General features: G+C 43.4%; 17 protein-coding genes and 1 pseudogene. All 18 read right to left on the bottom strand.

Annotation, left to right across the window (positions count from 1 at the left end):
- Positions 1-308: pseudogene (locus tag RAC86_RS11310) on the bottom strand (cell division protein FtsA); the annotation flags it as partial.
- A gap of 174 nt (positions 309-482) precedes the next feature.
- Positions 483-848: a small basic family protein gene (locus RAC86_RS11305; RefSeq protein WP_010334164.1), complete on the bottom strand. Its 366-nt coding sequence runs from the start codon at positions 846-848 to the stop codon at positions 483-485.
- Between the two features lie 17 nt (positions 849-865).
- Positions 866-1573 carry a DUF881 domain-containing protein gene (locus RAC86_RS11300; RefSeq protein WP_014113715.1) on the bottom strand — a complete coding sequence of 236 codons (708 nt, stop codon included), beginning with the start codon at positions 1571-1573 and terminating at the stop codon, positions 866-868.
- A 22-nt stretch (positions 1574-1595) separates the two neighbouring features.
- Complete coding sequence (locus RAC86_RS11295; RefSeq protein ID WP_014113714.1) at positions 1596-2291, bottom strand: DUF881 domain-containing protein; 696 nt, start codon at positions 2289-2291, stop codon at positions 1596-1598.
- Entirely contained in the window at positions 2288-3079 is a 792-nt protein-coding gene (gene divIB, locus RAC86_RS11290; RefSeq protein ID WP_072566240.1) for a cell division protein DivIB, read from the bottom strand. Before divIB ends, RAC86_RS11295 begins: the two co-directional genes overlap by 4 nt.
- 130 nt (positions 3080-3209) lie before the next feature.
- Positions 3210-4121, bottom strand: coding sequence for a UDP-N-acetylmuramate dehydrogenase (murB, locus tag RAC86_RS11285; RefSeq protein ID WP_014113713.1), 912 nt, complete (start codon positions 4119-4121; stop codon positions 3210-3212).
- A 31-nt stretch (positions 4122-4152) separates the two neighbouring features.
- Positions 4153-5244 (bottom strand): undecaprenyldiphospho-muramoylpentapeptide beta-N-acetylglucosaminyltransferase, encoded by a 1092-nt coding sequence (murG, locus tag RAC86_RS11280; protein ID WP_061187422.1) that lies wholly within the window; start codon positions 5242-5244, stop codon positions 4153-4155.
- Between the two features lie 120 nt (positions 5245-5364).
- Positions 5365-6465, bottom strand: a complete 1101-nt coding sequence (spoVE, locus tag RAC86_RS11275) for a stage V sporulation protein E (RefSeq protein WP_014113711.1) — start codon at positions 6463-6465, stop codon at positions 5365-5367.
- 60 nt (positions 6466-6525) lie between these two features.
- Positions 6526-7881, bottom strand: a complete 1356-nt coding sequence (gene murD, locus RAC86_RS11270) for a UDP-N-acetylmuramoyl-L-alanine--D-glutamate ligase (protein WP_072566239.1) — start codon at positions 7879-7881, stop codon at positions 6526-6528.
- A complete protein-coding gene (mraY, locus tag RAC86_RS11265; RefSeq protein WP_003238695.1) occupies positions 7882-8856 on the bottom strand; it encodes a phospho-N-acetylmuramoyl-pentapeptide-transferase in 975 nt (324 codons plus the stop codon).
- A gap of 111 nt (positions 8857-8967) precedes the next feature.
- Positions 8968-10452: a UDP-N-acetylmuramoyl-L-alanyl-D-glutamate--2,6-diaminopimelate ligase gene (locus tag RAC86_RS11260; protein ID WP_072566238.1), complete on the bottom strand. Its 1485-nt coding sequence runs from the start codon at positions 10450-10452 to the stop codon at positions 8968-8970.
- Between the two features lie 175 nt (positions 10453-10627).
- On the bottom strand, positions 10628-12568 hold the full coding sequence (locus tag RAC86_RS11255; RefSeq protein ID WP_014113708.1) for a stage V sporulation protein D: 1941 nt from the start codon (positions 12566-12568) through the stop codon (positions 10628-10630).
- Positions 12569-12702: 134 nt separating this feature from the next.
- Positions 12703-14844 (bottom strand): penicillin-binding protein, encoded by a 2142-nt coding sequence (gene pbpB, locus RAC86_RS11250; protein WP_483861762.1) that lies wholly within the window; start codon positions 14842-14844, stop codon positions 12703-12705.
- A gap of 5 nt (positions 14845-14849) precedes the next feature.
- Positions 14850-15203: a cell division protein FtsL gene (gene ftsL / locus RAC86_RS11245; protein WP_003221405.1), complete on the bottom strand. Its 354-nt coding sequence runs from the start codon at positions 15201-15203 to the stop codon at positions 14850-14852.
- A 39-nt stretch (positions 15204-15242) separates the two neighbouring features.
- Positions 15243-16178 carry a 16S rRNA (cytosine(1402)-N(4))-methyltransferase RsmH gene (rsmH, locus tag RAC86_RS11240; RefSeq protein ID WP_014113706.1) on the bottom strand — a complete coding sequence of 312 codons (936 nt, stop codon included), beginning with the start codon at positions 16176-16178 and terminating at the stop codon, positions 15243-15245.
- A gap of 69 nt (positions 16179-16247) precedes the next feature.
- Positions 16248-16679 (bottom strand): division/cell wall cluster transcriptional repressor MraZ, encoded by a 432-nt coding sequence (gene mraZ, locus RAC86_RS11235; RefSeq protein ID WP_003221402.1) that lies wholly within the window; start codon positions 16677-16679, stop codon positions 16248-16250.
- A 125-nt stretch (positions 16680-16804) separates the two neighbouring features.
- On the bottom strand, positions 16805-18424 hold the full coding sequence (gene bshC / locus RAC86_RS11230; protein WP_072566236.1) for a bacillithiol biosynthesis cysteine-adding enzyme BshC: 1620 nt from the start codon (positions 18422-18424) through the stop codon (positions 16805-16807).
- Positions 18425-18494: 70 nt separating this feature from the next.
- Positions 18495-19391 (bottom strand): 2-dehydropantoate 2-reductase, encoded by an 897-nt coding sequence (locus RAC86_RS11225; protein WP_072566235.1) that lies wholly within the window; start codon positions 19389-19391, stop codon positions 18495-18497.
- Between the last annotated feature and the right edge of the window lie 61 nt (positions 19392-19452).

Raw genomic sequence — 19452 nt, 5'->3', positions numbered from 1 at the left:
TGAATTTCTTTATTTTCACTGGAAACTGCTACAACACCGTTTGTATCTTGAATATTGATATAATTTCCATTAACGCCGACAATAGCTTTTCTAAGCGGAAAACCTACCATTCTTTCAGCTTGGTCAAACGCTTTTCTTATAGAATGAACGGTCTCATCTATATCAACGATTGAGCCTTTTTTCAACCCTTCAGACGGTACATTTCCCACACCGATAATATTAAGGGAATCATCTGTCATTTCTCCGACGATCACTTTTGTATTGGACGTACCGATGTCAAGACTGACGTAAAGTTCATTGTTGTTCATTCTATGGCACCTCCTCACATTTCGATCATTTCTATTCTATTATTTGCGGAACAACAATACAATGAATGTGGCTTTACAAGTGTGTAACAAAAAATAACAACGGAATATTCCTTATGTGCTCTTCACATTTTATGTTTATTGAAAATATTCGTTATATCCTATGTATATCCTCTTTTATATCACATTTTTTTTATTTTTTTTAGAAAGAGTCCACTTTGTTAGTAGATTTCTTCTAATAACGGCTATATTCTGAAATAATCTGACTCCAAATGCGAATATACCTGCTAAATACAAGTCTACACCAAGATGGACTCCCAGAAAAGCTAAACTTATTGCCAATATAATATTAAAAAAGAAACCGGAAACAAATACCATTTCATCATATGTACCCTGTAAATGCGCCCTGATTCCGCCGATTAATGTATCAAGTGCGGCAAGCACCGCAAGCGATAAGTAGTTTGAATATTCACTCGGAATCGTTAAGTTTGTCATCAGTCCGATCGTTATTCCGAGCACCAGTCCCAGCACGGGCAGCCACATGACAATTCTCCTCCTTTTCAGTCTTTAAGCGGTTTCAGCTGTTGTACGTCTAATGGTCTGTCATATGCTTTTAGTGTCAGGTTGCTGTCAGATTTACCGGCTTTTAATGCTAAATTTTCAGATGCAAAAAGGTCCTCAAGTCCTGACCCCTTCACTCTGCTGTACAGCATGTCCGGATCTTCGGCAAGCACTTTTACTGTTAAAGGATAATCGTCAAGGCCGTATCCGTCTATTTTCGTTGTACCGTTTATATCCCTTATGACGGTATGATTCACAACTCTTCGCTCATTAATCGAGATATGCTCTGCACCGAAGGAGTTGAGTTCATTGATCAGCTTCTTCAGCAAATCCGGAGGCGGATTTTCGATCGGCTCTCCTGTTAAGCTTTCAGAAAAAAGCGGGGAAATGGTGATGACAATTCCGCTACCTGTTATATCGGTCATGCCGGCTGTTTTTTTTAAGGTTTGCAAGGTATTATTGAGCGCGGTTTCTTTTGTCATTTCTTTCGTTTGCGAATAGCTATTGAGCAGTTTATCATATTTGTTTATTTCAGCCAGCAGCTTTTCCTGCTTCTTCTGCTCTGAAGTCAGCTCTTCCCTTATATCCCACATATCTCTTGTGTCTCGGACTTGAGGGTGCTTTAATGAGTTAAACTGAACAGCTATCATGAGGCCGAAGATGACCATAAGCACACTGATGCTTATGAAGGAACGCTTTATTTTCAATCTGTTTCACCCGCTTTTTCAGTCATTCCTTCGTTTTCAGAATCGGTTTCATTTGTACGTTTTTCTCTTTTTCTGCGGAAACAGAAATATGATCCATTGACAGCTGATCGATCAGGCCTCCTGCTATATTTAACGAAGGCAGCAGGACATCAGGATCTCCAATGGCAGATATCGTAAATGGGGCGGGATGCTGCACCCCGTCTACCGTTACAACAGGACCGTTGCACTTGATATAGGAATCATGTGTCAAACGCTGGCCATTAACGGCGACGGCCGCCGCACCCGAGATATACAGTTCGTTTACCACTTGAAAGATATGGCTTTCGTGAACGATGTAACTGTTCACATTCTCCCCTTCCGGTATGTACGACGCATCTTCCAAGGTCACCTCAACGCCCTCTCCCTGCACACCGACTTCCCCAATATACATTCTGTATTTTTCTGTATCTTCGAGGACGTTATAGTATTCCGTCTTTTCTTTCTTCAGCTTATTTTCCGCCTGACGGACTTTATTTTGCTTTTGATACAATTCTTTTTCAAGATTCTTATTTTCTTTCTCCTGTTTCAGGAGTTCATCCCTCAGCGCATATTCTTTTTTCCACTCTTCCGTCTCAGCCGCGCTTTTGTTGTTTTCTTTTGTCATTTGAAAAGAAAATGAAATCAAAAAGCCTGCGATAAGCATAATTAAAGAAAGGAGGACTGCTGATTTACCCCTCAATTTTCATCTTCCTTTTTAGCAGCTTTATCGTTTTTGCCAAACTCTTCAAAATAGGTGGCAACTTCTAAATGAATAATTCCTTTTTTATTGCTGCTAAGCTGCGAAATGATAGAAGGATACGTTTTCATTCGGTCTGCAAAAGTTTTAATAGACGCAGTGACAACATAACCGTCGTTCATATACAATTTAATACGGTTTTCATCCATTTTTACAGGCGTATAATAAATTTCTGAAATCGACTGTTTTAACGAATTTGACAAAGCATCGAGCTGCTGGGCCATTTGAGACCGTTTCTTCGCGTTTGTCCAATTTACCAGTATCGGTCCGGCATCATCCGGCGTTACTTCGTTTGGCAGAACTGAACCGTTTTCAAGCACTTCATAGTACACATCGTCTTTTTCTAAATAAGCAATCGCTTTATATTCTTCGATCGCAATGTTGATTTTATTAGGAAGCGATTTGCTGATCTCCGCTTTTTTCACTAATTTATTTTGCTGAATCTTCTTTTCTGTTTTTTTCTTGTCCAAACTCCAAAACTCAGTATCTCCGCTGTTAATATCGGAAAGCTCGATAATTTCCTTTTTGGATACATTCTCATTCCCTGTAACAGAGATTGTTGATACTTTACTGATTGGCGTCTGCAGGTACACGATGATCAGCACCATAATAAAAAAGAGCATAATAAATGAAATGAGACGTCGGTTGGCCTTCTGTTTCCGCTGCTCTTTAATTTTAGGAATCCGTTCTTCAATGTTTACGATTTTTTCTCGGTCATGACCCGGGTTCATTGCCTGTTCACCTCATTCAAATGAAACAGCTGTTAAAAGTCTGTCTATTCCAAAACAAACGGCATACTATGGATGCCGTTTGTCGTTTGCTTACAGTATATCATATGAACAGCTTCAGTCAGAACTTGAATCAGCGATTTTCGCCGATGATTTCAACCTCTGTGTGCATATCAATCTCGTATTTTTCACGGATTGTCTTTTTCACATGGTCAATGAGATCAAGCACATCTTTTGCTGATGCTCCGCCCGCATTGACGATGAAGTTTCCGTGCATTTCCGATATCTTTGCACCGCCGATTTGATATCCTTTCAAGCCTGCTTTTTCAACAAGGTTTCCGGCATGATTCGGAAGCGGATTTCTGAATATGCTTCCCGCACAAGGGCTTGAATACGGCTGTGTATTTTTTCTGTAGTCTTTATTGCTTTGCATTTGCTGAACGATTGATTCTTTATCCTTCTGCTCCAGCTGCAGAACGGCTTCAAGGCAAACGCCCGGGCGTTTCTTTTGTAATACAGATGTTCTGTAGCTGAAATCCATCTGCTCATTTGTCAGCCACTCAATCGTGCCGTCTTCAAACAAAATATGTGCTTTGACGAGGATTTCGCTCATATCAGAGCCGTGAGCGCCGGCATTCATGTAAACCGCTCCGCCGACTGATCCTGGAATACCGGCAGCAAATTCCAAACCGGACAGGCCTTTTTTGCTCAATGAGGTAGCAAGACGGACCACTGAATAACCGCCTCCGACCGTCACTTGCTCCCCTTCAAGCTCCAGATGGTCAAGGCCTGCACCCAGCTTAATCACTACGCCTCTGATTCCCTCATCTAAAACAAGAAGATTTGATCCACGGCCGATGACTGTCCACTTCACATCATATTTTTTAATAACGTCCATGATATCTTTGACAGCATCTACACTGCTTGGAATGACCAATACATCCGCAGGTCCGCCGATTTTCATCGTTGTATGATTCGCGAGCGGTTCGTTTGCAAGAACCTTGCCGACTTCGCGTTCTTTTAATTCCTGTATCACTTTCTCCATCGTAAACCTCCGCATTCCATTTGCTTTTCTATTATTTTTTCAATTCTTCGAGTACGCTGTATAAACGGGCAGCCGCGTCAGGAACACCGAGTGACTTTGTCCGTTCGCTCATTTCCTTTAACGTTTGCTCATTCAATACAATCCGGTCAAGCGCATCAATCAGCTTTTCACCGTTGAGCTCTGTTTCTTTCAGAACAATCGCCGCATCATGCTGGCCGAGAGATCTGGCATTGACCTCCTGGTGATTCGCTGTTACATATGGGCTTGGGATCAGAACACTTGGGATTCCGAGAGCAGTAATTTCGGCAATCGTCGTCGCACCGGCTCTGGCCACAATGACATCAATGGCCTTTAAATACTCTGGCATTTGATGAAGAAACGGCTTTGTGACCATATTATCAGCGGCACCCTTGCTTTTCAGCTCATTCATCACTTTTTCATAGTGAACTTCACCGGTGATATACAGCACTTGGTAGTCTCTTGTTTTCAGCTCATCCTGCATGTCAATGACAGCACGGTTAATCGGTGCAGCGCCTCGGCTTCCGCCAAAGATTAAGACCGTTTTTTTCTCTTCAGAAAGCCCAAATTCAGCCATTGATCGGCCCGTCTTTATTGAGACGACTTCAGAGGCTCTCGGGTTTCCCGTAAATACAACTTTCTCGCCAGGAAAATGTGATTTTGCTTCTTCAAAACAAATCGCTACTTTATTAACATATTTTGAAAGAAACTTATTCGTGATGCCCGGCAGGCTGTTTTGTTCATGGACAATAGTCGGAATTCCCATTTTCGCAGCGGCATAGACAACAGGCCCGCAGACGTAACCGCCCGTTCCAATCACGGCATCGGGCTTAAATTCCGCTAAGTACGACTTGCTCTTTTTTACACCCTTCAGAAAACGCATCACAGTCTTGACGTTTTCAAATGACAGCTTTCTTTTAAATCCTGTAATTTCAATTGAACGAAACGGTATATTCTCCCGCTCAACAATTTTTTTCTCCAGTCCGTTTTCTGTTCCGATATATAAAAATTCCACATCAGGATGACGGCGCTGCACTTCTTTAATAAAAGCAAGCGCAGGATAAATATGTCCTCCTGTACCGCCTCCGCTTATTGCAATTCGCATATCTCTTCCCCCAGTCTAAGTTTCTCTATAACATAACGATAACCCTGTTTTGTTGGACAGGGTTATCGCATCAATTGTTTCCCAGCTTTCTGTTTCACAGGAAACTTTGGCAAACATTCATTAATACCTCGAGTAGCGGCTCACGTTCAGCAGCACACCGACAGCCATCAGCATCAGGGTCAATGAAGAGCCTCCGTAGCTTAGAAACGGGAGCGTGATGCCTGTTACCGGAATAAGGCCCGTTACTACGCCGATATTAATCATGACTTGAATGGCAATCATTGAAATAATGCCGACTGCGACAAAGCTTCCGTACAGATCAGGGGCACCGAGCGCAATTCTGATCCCTCTCCACAGCAGAACGCTGAAGAGAAGCAAAATAAGTGTTCCCCCGATAAAGCCAAGTTCCTCTGACAAGATGGCGAAAATAAAGTCTGTTTGCGGCTCAGGCAGATAAAAGAACTTCTGTCTGCTTTGTCCAAGGCCCATTCCAAACAATCCGCCGGGCCCCACTGCATAAAGCGATTGAATGATTTGAAAACCGCTTCCGAGCGGGTCTTCCCACGGATTTAAGTAGGAGGTAATCCGCTTAATCCGATATGGAGCCGATAGTACGAGTCCGACAAATCCGCTGAGGCCAATCAGCCCGAGAAAGACAAAATGGGCGATTCGCGCGCCGGCTACAAAAATCATGACAATACAAGTTCCGACCATCACCGTCCCTGTTCCGAGGTCAGGCTGGCACATGATAATCAAAAACGCTGAAAACACGATGCCAAGTGCCGGGACGAACCCCCGTCTGAACGATGTGATGTTTTTTTGTTTTTCAGAGAGAAATTTAGCAAGGAATGCGATCATCGCAAGCTTCATAAACTCTGAAGGCTGTATGCTGAATGCCCCGACTCCGATCCAGCTTCTTGAACCGTTTCGCACCATACCAACGCCTGGTATCAAAACAAGCACCAGAAGGAAAAAGCAGATAACCATCAGCAACTTGGACCATGTCCTCCAAGTCCAATAATCAACATTCATGATGAAAAACATGGCAATGACACCGATTCCTGCAAACAGCAGCTGCCGTTTCGCGAAAAAGAATGAGTCGTCAAATTTATAATCCGCCCATACCGCACTCGCACTGTACACCATAATTAATCCGATTGTTAATAATAATAACGTAATGATGACCAATAAGAAATCAGGCGATGTTTTTTTAGTAGTCAAAGCAATCGACACCCCAAGCTTAAAGTCATTAGGGCTGCCGATTTACTCCAAGACAAGCCCTTACTTAAGCATATGCACGGCATCTATAAACATGTCACCGCGTTCTTCAAATGTTTTGAATTGATCCCAGCTCGCACACGCAGGTGACAGCAGGATGACATCTCCTTCATTTGAGAGCGCAAACGCCGCAGATACTGCTTGTTCAACATTATCGACACGTTTGACATGTTGTATTCCCATCTCATTGCCGAGCTTCTCAAGTTTCGGCGCTGTCTGGCCAAATGTAAGCAATGCTTTGACATGTTTCATATACGGTTTTAAGTCGTCAAAACCATTTCCGCGATCCAGTCCGCCCGCAAGCAGAATGACCGGTTTGTCAAAAGCTGAAAGCGCCTTGCTTGTCGCCAAAATGTTTGTCGCTTTACTATCATTATAAAACTTGCGGTCTTTCACTGTTGTGACATATTGCAGACGGTGCTTCACGCCAGTAAAGCTTGTCAGCACCTTTTTAACTGCTTCGCTGGACACTCCTGCCGTTTTCACAACTGCAATGGCAGCTAAAATGTTCTCCAAATTATGAGCGCCGGGCAGCACAACCTCTTCCAGAGGAATAATGGCTTCGCCGCTGAACATAATCATACCGTCTTTTACATAAGCGCCCTGTTCAAGCGTTTTGCTGACTGAAAATGGGATGATTTCGGCTTTTCCTGCTTCAGCCAGACGCACGACAGTTTCATCATCCTGGTTGACAATGGCTTTATCTGAAGCAACCTGATGAAGATACACTTTCTGTTTCGCTTTTTCATAGTTTTCTCGCGTATGGTGATAATCCAAATGAGCGTCAAACACGTTTAAGATCAGGCTGATTTCCGGTCTAAAAGCGTGTGTTCCCATCAGCTGAAACGAAGACAGTTCAGTAACGATCCATTCATCCCCATCAGCATGATAGGCAACCTCACTTGCGACTGTGCCGATGTTTCCGGCAATCAGTGCCTTTTGCGAGTCAGCTTTGAGCATTTCATAAATCAGCGTTGTCGTGGTCGTTTTTCCGTTCGATCCGGTAATCCCGATAAACTTGGCGTTTGTCAGGTAGTAAGCAAGCTCAATTTCCGTCCAAACCGGGATGCCTCTTTTTTCCGCTTCCTGAACCATAATATTTTCATAAGGAATTCCCGGGTTTTTGATCAGAACTGTGATTTGATGCTGATCGAACAGAGAAACTGGATGCTCTCCGCAAACAACCTCGATTCCCTTTTCAGAAAGCTTTTGGGCTGGTTCGTTTTCTTCAAAAGGCTTTTGGTCGTTGACTGCAACGTAAATGCCTTTGTCATGAAGAATGGATGCCGCCGCATACCCGCTTTTCGCGAGCCCAAGGATTAAAAAATGCTGATTCTGTAAAAATTGATCATTTTCCACTTATAACCACACCTCGATGTAAATTCCTAAAACGGCAAGCAAAAGTCCCGCAGCCCAAAACGTCACGACTACTCTCCATTCAGACCAGCCTACAAGCTCATAATGGTGATGAAGCGGACTCATTTTAAAGATTCGTTTACCTGTCGTTTTAAAGCTGATAACCTGCAGAATAACGGATAATGTCTCGATAACGAATACACCGCCGATGATAACCAGCAGGATCTCCAATTTCGTTAAAATGGCAATGGTAACGATAGCTCCTCCCAATGCAAGCGATCCCGTATCTCCCATAAAGACTTTGGCCGGATGAGCATTAAATACGAGGAAGCCCAGCACTGCACCGACAACGGCAACTGAGAAAATGGCTACGTCATATTGAGACTGATTCCATGCCAGGATAGCAAAGGCGCCAAAAGCAATCGCAGCCGTACCGGATAATAAACCGTCAAGACCGTCAGTCAGGTTAACTGCATTTGATCCGCCGACAAGCATAAAGAGCACCAGGATAAAGTAAGCCCAGCCAAGATCAAATGATAAGTCAGTTCCAGGCACGCGAATGTCCGTCGCAAAATTGTAGTAATGGTACACGGCATAAAATACAACCGCAATGATAATTTGTCCGATCAGCTTTTGCTTTGACGTCAATCCAAGGTTGCGCTTCATGACGACCTTGATGTAATCATCTAAAAAGCCAAGCAAACCGTAGCCTAGCGTAACAAACAGAAGCAGCACCATTTCCGGGCTTATTTCTGAAAACTTCTGTGTCATAACAATAGTTGTCACAATGATAGAAAGTATGATCATGACCCCGCCCATTGTCGGCGTCCCTGATTTTTTCTGATGTGATTTCGGTCCTTCTTCTCTAATACTCTGGCCGAATTTTAATCTTCTTAAAAACGGAATAAGAATCGGAGAGAGCAGAACACTAATTAAAAACCCCATTAAAATTGTAAACAGAATGACTTGCTCAAGCATTGTCCTTTTCTCCTCCTGTTTCTTTCAAACGACATACGTAGTTATCATATTCATGATTTTTTTCCATATGAAACATCTTTTCAAGCTCCATTATTCCATAACATCTCTTTCCTATGAATTCGTCTTATTTTTATTGAGTTCGACAATGGCTCTCGCCGCCACTTCAGCATCGTCAAAATCGAAAGTTTCGCTTCCAATCTGCTGATAGGTTTCATGCCCTTTTCCGGCAATGAGAACAACGTCGCCTTTTTTGGCATTGGCAATCGCGAAAAAGATCGCCTGCTCGCGGTTTGCAATGCTGTGATAGTATTCGTTCTCTACTCCAGCTTCCATATCTCTTAAAATCGCGCGGGGATCTTCGCTTCTCGGATTATCCGAAGTGAAAATCGGTTCGTCAGCCAGCTCCACAGCGATTTTAGCCATTTTCGGGCGTTTCGTCTTATCTCTGTCTCCCCCGCAGCCAACAACGACAAAAAGCTTTCCTTCCGTCATATCTCTGCAAGTCTTCAGCACATTTTCAAGGCTGTCCGGCGTGTGTGCGTAATCAACGATAACCGGAAACTCCTGCTGCTGATTGACCAATTCAAATCGGCCTCTTACGCCATGCAATTCTTCAACAGCTGCAGTGATGGTTTCAAACGGAATGCCTGCTGCGATACATGTTGCAACAGCTGCCAGCACATTATACACATTAAATTGTCCGACAAGCGACATTGTAATGTGCTTAGCGCCTTTGTTTGTCACAAGATCAAAGCTTGTTCCCTGTGCAGTGATCGTGATGTTCTTCGCCATCACATCAGCGTTGTTTTTAATTCCGTATGTAGAGATATGCGCTGCGGTCACCTTTTCAAAATAAGCGCTCGCCTCATCGTCAGCATTCAGTACGGCACGCTTTGGGTGCTCGTGGTTGAATGCCCCGCCAAGCTGAGAAAAAAGCAGGCTTTTTGCCTGTCGGTACTCATCCATCGTTTTATGATAGTCCAGATGGTCCTGCGTTAAATTCGTAAACACGGCAATATCATAATCACACCCATGAACACGTCCTAAAGACAAAGCGTGAGAAGAAACTTCCATGATGGCAGTGTCTACTTGCTTGTCATTCATTTTCTTAAACGTTTTCTGCAGCGTGACGCTTTCCGGAGTCGTGTTTTTAACGGGAAGTGTTTCATCACCGATTTTCATGTACATGGTACCGATCAAGCCTGTGCGTTTTCCCGCTTTTTTCAGAATCTCATCGACCATATGGGTCGTTGATGTTTTGCCGTTTGTGCCTGTGATTCCGATCAGCTGAAGCTTCTTTGTCGGCTGTCCGTAAAACGCATCGGACAAAACGCTTAGCGCACGCAGTGACCGCCGGACAATAATGACAGGCACATCCACATCGAGCTCTTTTTCTGCCACAATAGCCGCTGCGCCGCTTTCTACTGCTTTTTGCGCAAAATCATGGCCATCCACCGTATACCCTTTTACACATACAAAAAGACTCCCTTTCTTTACTTCTCTGGAGTCCATCTCAATTGAAGTTATTTCAGGGTCTTGTGAGTCGTTTACAGAAGGTTCGGTTGTTAAATATGTAAGCAGCTTTGTAAGTTTCATCGTATCAAACCTCTCAACATTCTAGTTCGTTCTTTTTATCATTAAAGTCACGTCAACTGATGTGATAATGATTTTAAGCATACAGTTCATATTTTAGCGTAAATAAAAGGATACATCCAGCTAATCTTGAAAGATATCAGCATTTTTTCTGCAATAAAATAAAAGGCAGCCCGAATTAATCGGCTGCCTCCTTTTCATCTTCTTCAGTCAAATAAACGCGTATCTTTGAGCCCTCTTTTACTTTCGTTCCGGCAGCTGGCGATTGTTTAACGATTTTGCTTCCTTTCCCGGAAGCATCTACATTGAGATTCACCAAAAGTGACTCAAGATCTGAGACAGACATCCCTACAACATTCGGAACTTCTACTGTTTTTGTGTCGTTCCATTGGTATTTTTTCTCGATTTGATTTTTCCGAGGCTTCACACCAAGCTCCGGCAGGCTGTCTCTCATAATATTCCCGACAATTGGCGCTGCAACCGTTCCGCCAAACTGAATCGTGCCTTTCGGGTTATCCACCGCGACATAGACGACAAGACTCGGATCGTCAGCCGGCGCGAAACCGATAAATGACACAATATGGTTGTTTTCAAGGTATTTTCCATCTTTAACCTTTTGTGCAGTTCCCGTTTTTCCGCCGACACGATACCCTTCCACAAATGCATTACGGCCTGTGCCTTCTGCGACGACGCTCTCTAATGCATAGCGGATTTGTTTTGATGTCCCCTCAGAAATAACTTGTTTCTTTGCGATTGGTGATTGTTTTTTAACGGTTTTTTTCGTTACAGGATCGATCCATTCCTTTGCAATATAAGGTGTGTAGAGCGTTCCTCCGTTTACAGCGGCAGATACGGCTGCAACCTGCTGAATCGGCGTGACAGATACCCCCTGTCCGAAAGCCGTCGTCGCTTGCTCCACCGGACCTACTCTGTCAAGCGGGAATAAGATTCCTGTTCCCTCGCCCTGCAGATCAATTCCCGTTTTTTGGCCGAAACCAAAGTCTTTGATATATTTGAAAAGCTTCTCCTTTCCTAAGCGCTCGCCTAATTCAACAAACCCCGGGTTGCAGGAGTTCTGTACAACTTCTAGATACGTCTGCAGCCCGTGCCCGCCTCTTTTCCAGCACCGCAGTCTCGCTCCGTCCACTTCCGCATGCCCTTTATCATAAAATTGATCACGTTTTAAATTTACTTTTTGCTCCTCAAGTGCTGCTGCAAGTGTAATAATTTTAAAGGTAGATCCCGGCTCATACGTGCTCCATACCGGCAGATTCCGATTGTAGACGGACGGATCGACCGATTGATAATCAGCCGGGTCAAAGTCAGGCCTGCTAGCCATTCCCAATATTTCTCCGTTTTTCGGATTCATAGCCACAGCAATCATACCGTCAGGGTGATATTTGGCCTCAGCGTTATCAAGCTCTCTTTCCATTATCGTTTGAACCTTTGAATCAACTGTCAGCTTCATATCAAGCCCGTCCTTAGGCGGCGTGTAGTCATCCGCTTCATCAGGCATTTTCTTCCCCTTGGCATCTGTATAAAACTTAACAGAACCTTTTTCCCCTTTTAGATCATCGTCGTAATAGGCTTCAAGTCCAAGGAGCCCTTGGTTGTCAATCCCGGCAAATCCAAGCACATGAGATAAAAAGCTGCCGAACGGGTAATGGCGGATACTATCCTCCGCTACATACACTCCCTTTAAATCAAGCGCTTTGATTTCTTTCGCCTTTTCATTTGAAATCTTTCTTCCTTCAGGAGTTATCTTTTCGATTGACGCTTTTTTTGTCACATGCTTATATACTTTTTCTTCTGACATGTTTAAAACCGCCGCAAGCTGCTTGCTCGTTTTCATTGGATTCTGAACTTGGCGCGGCACGACGAATACGGTCGGCGCACTTTTGTTTGTTGCGAGTTTCACACCGTTCCGATCCAGAATCTCGCCTCTCTCCGGCTCAAACGGCAAGTTCCTGCTCCAGGAATCTTTCGCCAGCGAAGTCAGTTTCTCGCCCATCACAAACTGAACATACCCCAGCCTAGTATCAATGATCAGAAACACGATCACGCCAAAAAGCAAAACAAATAATAAACGTTTTCTAACCGTTACATTCGAGACGCGCAAGAGACCGTTCACTCCTTATTTAGGCTTGTTTCATTTTATGCCTGTAATTGGACAGGTAGAACGATGCTCCTCTGAAGGTATAAAAAAAGAAAGCCTGCATAATGGGGAAAATCCCCGGCAAGCTTTCTTTCTTTTTAATCAGGGTTTTTAAACTTAACCTTGATAACGTTTTTTCCTTTTATTTCTTTGTCCTTCTTGACGCTTTGGCTGACAGCGTAGCCTTGTCCGCTTACTTCAATATGAATTCCCGACAGCTCGCCGTACTGAAGAACCTCTCTTCTCGACCAGCCTGTCATATCAGGCATTTTGATTTTACCGCCCGTCTTCAGAAAGACCTTCTGATTGGTGAGAACTTCCTCATCCGCTTTCGGATACTGTTCTTTTACAGCGACATCACTGCCGATGACAATCGGTGTGAGATTCTCTTCTTTTGCTTTCTTTTGAGCAGCAGTAACCGTTTGATCTGTTAAATCAGGCATCGTCTGCGCTTTTGTTTCTTCCTTATTTGAGTCAGATTTTTCAGTCGGTTCGATGTTCAGGTAGTGCAGGCTGTTTTTCATTGTTGGGTTGAAGATTTCAGAAACTGGATCTGAACTGCTTTGTCCTGCCTTTAACTGCGGCTGCTGTACAGCAACATAAATTAAAAGCTCAGGATCATCTTTTGGTGCCATACCCATAAACGAAAAGATATAGTCATCTGTTCCGTCTAGATATCCGCCTTTACCAGCTATTTGCGCAGTACCTGTTTTCCCGGCAACATCAAAACCTTCGATTTTATAGGCTTGCCCTGTTCCGATTTTCGACGTAACAACTTCTCCCAATATATCCCGCACCTTTTTCGCTGTGCTTGCAGAAATTGGGGTTCCGGCTGATTCCGGCTTATTTTGATAGACGGTTTTATCTTTATCGGGATCAACAATATGGTCAATCACATAAGGTTTCATCATTTTGCCGTCATTCGCAATTGCCGTTGCGGCCTGAAGCTGCTGAATTGGTGTGACTGCAGACGCTTGTCCATATGCGGTTGACGCCTTATCAAATTCATATTTAAAGTTAATTTTACTGGAGACTTCTCCTGGCAAATCAATACCTGTTTTTTGATAAAAATTGAATTTGTGTAAATATTGATTAAGACGGTCATATCCTAGCTTTTCTTTCGCCAGTTTCGCAAATGCAACATTTGACGATCTTAGGACGCCGTCATGATAGGTTGTCGGTCCCCAGCCTATACCTCTATTATGGTCCCTGACAGGTTCCCCGCCAACTTCAAACGTACCTGATTTATATTTTTCGTTCGCATTAAACACGTTTTCCTGCATCGCAGCAGCGAGTGTAAATATCTTCATCGTTGAACCAGGCTCATACGCATATGAAATTAAATCATTATAGTAGTTCGTCACATCGCGCGTGTTCGGATCAAAGCTTGGGCGCTGTCCCATAGCAAGCACTTTGCCCGTTTTCGGATCGACGACTGCGGCCATGATTTTTTTCGGATTATACTTTTGCGCTACTTTTGTCATGCTGTCTTCCAAAAAGGTTTGAATTTTCTGATCAATGGTTAAATATACATTGTCACCATTTTTTGGCGCTGTAATTTTATTTTTGCTGTTCGGGAGCTCCCAGCCGGATTTGTCGCTTTCATATGTCACATATCCGTCCCGCTCCTTCAAATACTTATCCAGCACTTTTTCTAATCCCATCGCGCCGGAAATTTCATTTGTTTCTTGATCAACCTCGGCATAGCCGATTAGATTAGACGCAAATACTCCGTTTGGATAGTAGCGTTTTGTATCCCGTAAAAATGAAATACCCGAAAGGTTCAGCTTTTCGATTTTTTGCTTTTGCGAATACGTAATATCCCGGCCTGCTGAGCCGAACTCAACTTGTTTCGCATCCTTATTTAAGATATCAAGGATGTCAGCCTTGTCCATCTTTATCACTTTAGACAGCGCTTCCGCGGTTTTTTCTTTGTTTTGGACATGCTGAGGATGCTTAACATCAGTCGTCATTTTTTTATCGAGAATGGCAATCAGCTTATACGTCGCTGTGTCCTCCGCAATCACTTTTCCTTTTCGGTCTAAAATCGAGCCGCGGCTCGCCTCAATGGTCCGTTTCTTTTCATGCTGCTCTGTCGCTTTTGTCGCAAGCACTTCGCCGTCCGCTTTTCCGGTTATTTGAATATATGCCATTCTACCCAGGATGACAAAGAAAAAGAGAGCGAAACAAATACTTAGAATCGCTGCTCCTCTATTCATAAATTTATTCTTTTTTGGCATTTGAATCATTCCTGTATATTTTTCACTTTTTTATCTTTTAAATTCAAGCCGTTCTTTTTCGCAATGTCCATAATGCGCTGCGGTTTGCTTAAATCAGCAACATTTTTTTCGAGGTCACCAATTTGCTTGTTTTCGGCTGAAATTTGCTCCTCAAGTTTTTGCACCTCAATATTGGTTTGATATGCCGCATACGCCTTCGATACAATCAAAAGCGATACGCTGAGCACCGCCGCAGCAAAGAGGACAAGGAGCACTTTTTCTCCGAGAGTAATGGAAGCCCTTTTCTTGACAATCACTTTTTTCTCAGGACTGATCGCATGCCGCTGCTGTTTCTCTGGTTGGTAAGCTAAATTGCTCATAGGCTGATGACCTCCTTTTAATTTTGCTTTCGCGTTTTGTTATTTTCTTTTTTCGGCAATCCGAAGCTTTGCAGAACGAGCCCGGTTGTTTTCTTCAAGCTCTTCTTGAGATGCCGTAATCGGTTTTCGTGTGATGAGCTTTAACTCCGGTTCAAATTCTTCCGGTATGACTGGAAGACCCGGAGGAAGTTCCGGAAGTGACGACTTTTCTTTAAAAGTGGATTTGCAAATTCTGTCTTCAAGCGAGTGGAAGGTAATGACTGATACCCTTCCCCCTGGCTTCAGAACCTCAATTGCTTGCTCCAAAGCCTCTTCAAACACCTTAAGTTCATCGTTCACGGCAATTCTGATTGCCTGAAACACGCGTTTAGCAGGATGTCCTCCGCTCCTTCTCGCTGGAGCGGGAATCGCGTCTTTTATTAGATCGACCAGTTGGCCCGTAGTTTGAATAGGAGATTTGATTCTTGCCTCCTCAATCTTTCTGGCGATCTGTTTACTGAACTTTTCTTCGCCGTATTTAAAGAAGATACGAACGAGATCCTCATAGCGCCACTCATTAACGACTTCTTTCGCCGTAAGTGTGGCCGACTGGTCCATCCTCATGTCCAACGGTGCGTCATGATGGTAACTGAATCCGCGTTCCGGTGTATCCAGCTGCGGAGAAGACACCCCTAAATCAAATAAAATACCGTCTACTTCAGTAATGCCTTGTTCATTCAAACATTCTTTTAAATACCTGAAATTGCTTTTAATCAGAATAAGCTGCCCTTTATAATCGGACAACGCTTCTTTCGCATGCTGTAATGCCATATCGTCTTGGTCAAAAGCGATTAAACGCCCCTTCTCGGATAACTGCTGCAATAAGTATGTACTGTGCCCAGCTCCGCCGAGTGTGCAGTCTACATATGTACCGTCCGGTTTAATATTGAGCCCGTCTACGGTTTCACGAAGAAGTACTGTCTTGTGTTGAAACATAATGTGTTGGTCCCACCTTTTATCAGGATGAATTGAAATTGTTTTTAGAGTGTTATACACGAAGAATCATTATATATCAAACCCAATCATGTTTTCAGCAATTTCAGCAAATGAATCTTCTTGCTCTTCTGTGTATTGTTCCCAAATTACTTTACTCCACAATTCAATTCGATTAGAAACCCCGATAACAACACATTCTTTTTCCAGTTTGGCGTAATTCAATAGAGATGATGCGATATTTACCCTGCCTTGCTTGTCCAGTTCGCATTCGGTCGCCCCTGAAAAGAAGAAACGGGTAAAAGCGCGGGCATCTTTTTTAGTGAGAGGAAGTGCTTTTAGTTTCTCTTCAATTTGTTTCCATTCGTGCATAGGGTAGCCGAAGAGACATTGGTCAAGCCCTCTAGTCAGCACAAATTGCTCACCCAGGCCTTCTCTGAATTTAGCGGGTACGATCATGCGGCCTTTCGCATCGATGGTATGCTGGTATTCACCCATAAACATGATCTCTTGCCCCACTTTCTCTCCTTAACTCACCACTATCCACCACTTCTCTCCACAACTTCATTTTACACTGTTTACCCATAAAAAAAAACCCTGAACTAGTCAGGGTTCTTTAAAACTTTATTTCAAAGTTTGACAACTTGATGTTGATTTTGAAAAGAAAATGGCAGATTTTTGAATGATGTGAAGAATTTTGGACCGTACCTGTTTAAATAATACATAATATTCCAAATTCGTTCTTGCGGTGCAAGAAGCGGTTTAATACTATTTTGGATTCTCTCATAATCCTTCAAGACGTAGCCTTCTTTTTCTTCAATTCGCTTCGTCACAGTACGCTCTAAGAACTGAAGCTGATCCTGAATAAAGGCGGCATTTTTCAGGAGTAAAGGTTCCATGCTTTGATCAACCTTTAACGCCTCCTGCCGGACCGTTTTGTGAATCGCTTCAATTTGGCTTTTCGCCTGATCCATCACTGCCGTAAACTCTTCCGGAATCTGATGCTCAAAGTATGTCTCTCTTTGATTCTCCGTTCCGCGTTCAATCGCGTCTTGTAATGCGATATTCCGTTCAAGCAGTTTTTTCTCAATATGCCGTTCAAGTATCGTAATGTTCAGCCTTGGCATAACAGGAGGCATTTTAAAGTCCATCACCGCAAAGGCCTGTTTGAGCTCACCCCAATAGTTGATTTCTCCGGGCCCTGCAATAAATGCTAAAGTCGGAATGAGGTATTCCTGCATTAACGGCCTCGTCACAACATTGTTGCTGAAGCGCTCAGGATGCTCTTCCATATGTGTATAAAGTTCATCCATCGACCATCCGAGATCAAGCTCATTGATGACAAAACGGCCGTTGTCTTTTTCAATTAAAAAACGCTCTTCTTCATATTCATAAAACAGATTCGCCTGTTCTTTTCCGGACTCGATAATCGGCTTGTAGCCTGCTTCACGCATGAAGGCCTGCTGATCTGAAACCGCGCGGGCGAGTTCATCATTTTCCCGAAGAATCTTTTGGAACATGGCCGTTTCCAGCTTTTTAATCCCTGGATCTCCAGAATTTAATAAAACTAAACCCTCCTCTTGGAACAGATCCGCGATCAACAGTTCAAAGAAGTCAGTGAATGTAACAGATTCTCTTAAACATCGTTTTACATTGTCGAGAAGTGCATTCGTGTGGTCAGTTTCCTCAAAAGCGGCAAATACATCATCTATCCACGCGGCACATTTTTCCTGATCAAGCGATGTGCTCGCTGCCGAAGATTTCTTCCAATAAGACTGAGGCAGCTTTTTTTTCACAGGCCCGTTCTCTTCAGATGTATGAACAAAATTAATCTCATCCAAATCGTGGTCTTCTCCGGCCACCCAGAAAATCGGTATGACGGGCACTTGCAGTTGCTTTTCTTGTTCCTTTGCTAACACAATGATTGAAATGATTTTATGTATCGTGTAAAGCGGTCCTGTTAAAAGTCCGGCCTGCTGTCCGCCGACAACAGCGGCACTTGACGGGTCCTTCAGCTTCTCAATAGCAGACTGCATGGCACTTGAACCGAATTTGTTATGGTATGAGGTTAAGTACGCCGCCAATTCCTCTCTTGCGAAAAAACGGGAAGATAAGTCTTTCAGTCTTTCGCGCCAGATGTCCTTATTATGAATGCTGTAATCAAAAAAAGAAGACATTTCTTCTTTGCCATCTATATAGTGCTGTACAAACACATTCTGATTTTTGATGGAAAGTTCAGTTAGCTGCATCTTCTAGAACTTCCTTTCTCCAATAAATAGTTAGTTATCCGAAATGAGTATAGCATGTTACAGAAAAAGCTCAAAAGACTTTGTTTGTATTTCGCTCCAAAGCTTTAATGCTGCCGTATAAAAACTCCAGATGGACGGCATCAAGGCCGTGAAGGCTTGCTTCCTTCAATAAATATCCGATAATAGCGTCAGCTTCTGTCTGCCGGCCTTCAATGACGTCAACCAGCATAGAAGAGCGATTTCCTTTCGTTTGCCCGCAAACGGCCCGAACCCGCTCCCAAGCCTCAGCTTCGTCTTCAAGCTTTAAAATGAGGCAAGCCTCCTGAAAAACCAGTTTCATAAAAGCCAGATAAGCTGGCGTTGTCAGCAGTTCTCCATTTTTCACCTGCAATAACGCGGTTAACGGATTGATACAAGCATTTACAATCAGCTTGCCCGTCAGCAGGCGGTACCAATCCGTCTCATAACGAATTGGAAAATCCGAGTGGTTATGCTGAAGCAAGATGTTCAGCCGATCTGGTTCAGCTTCGTCGAACGCGCTCAATTTTATCGCACCTAAGCCAGTATGATCAACAGCTGTATCTGATTTTCTTACAGCTCCGTGCTCAACGATTCCAACATAAATGGAATGGCCAACGCGCCAGTCTTTTAGGTCGTGGATATGTCCCATGCCGTTTTGCAAAAATAATATGTTCGTTTTCCCGATCCGTTCAAGCCACGGAAAAACAGACTGAAGCTGATGCTGCTTCACTGTCACGACAAGAAGATCAAAATCCGAATTGATATTCGTGTCCGCACTGCAATCAGCGCTGAATTCTTCTCCGCCTTTATAAAGCCGTATCCCTTCAGACTGAATGGCCGCAGCCTGTTCTTTCCGCCTTGTCACAACAGTCACCTCGTGATGAAGTGACAAATAATAGGCGCATAAAAGACCGACGGAACCTCCGCCGATAATTCCAATTTTCATGATGTCACACCCAATTTAGCATTTACGTATTATCATAGCAGAAGTACGAAGAAATTACTTC

The sequence above is a fragment of the Bacillus sp. LR_5 genome (assembly GCF_042709275.1).
Note: the sequence above shows the minus strand (reverse complement) of the source record. Positions and strands in the feature narration are given on the sequence as shown.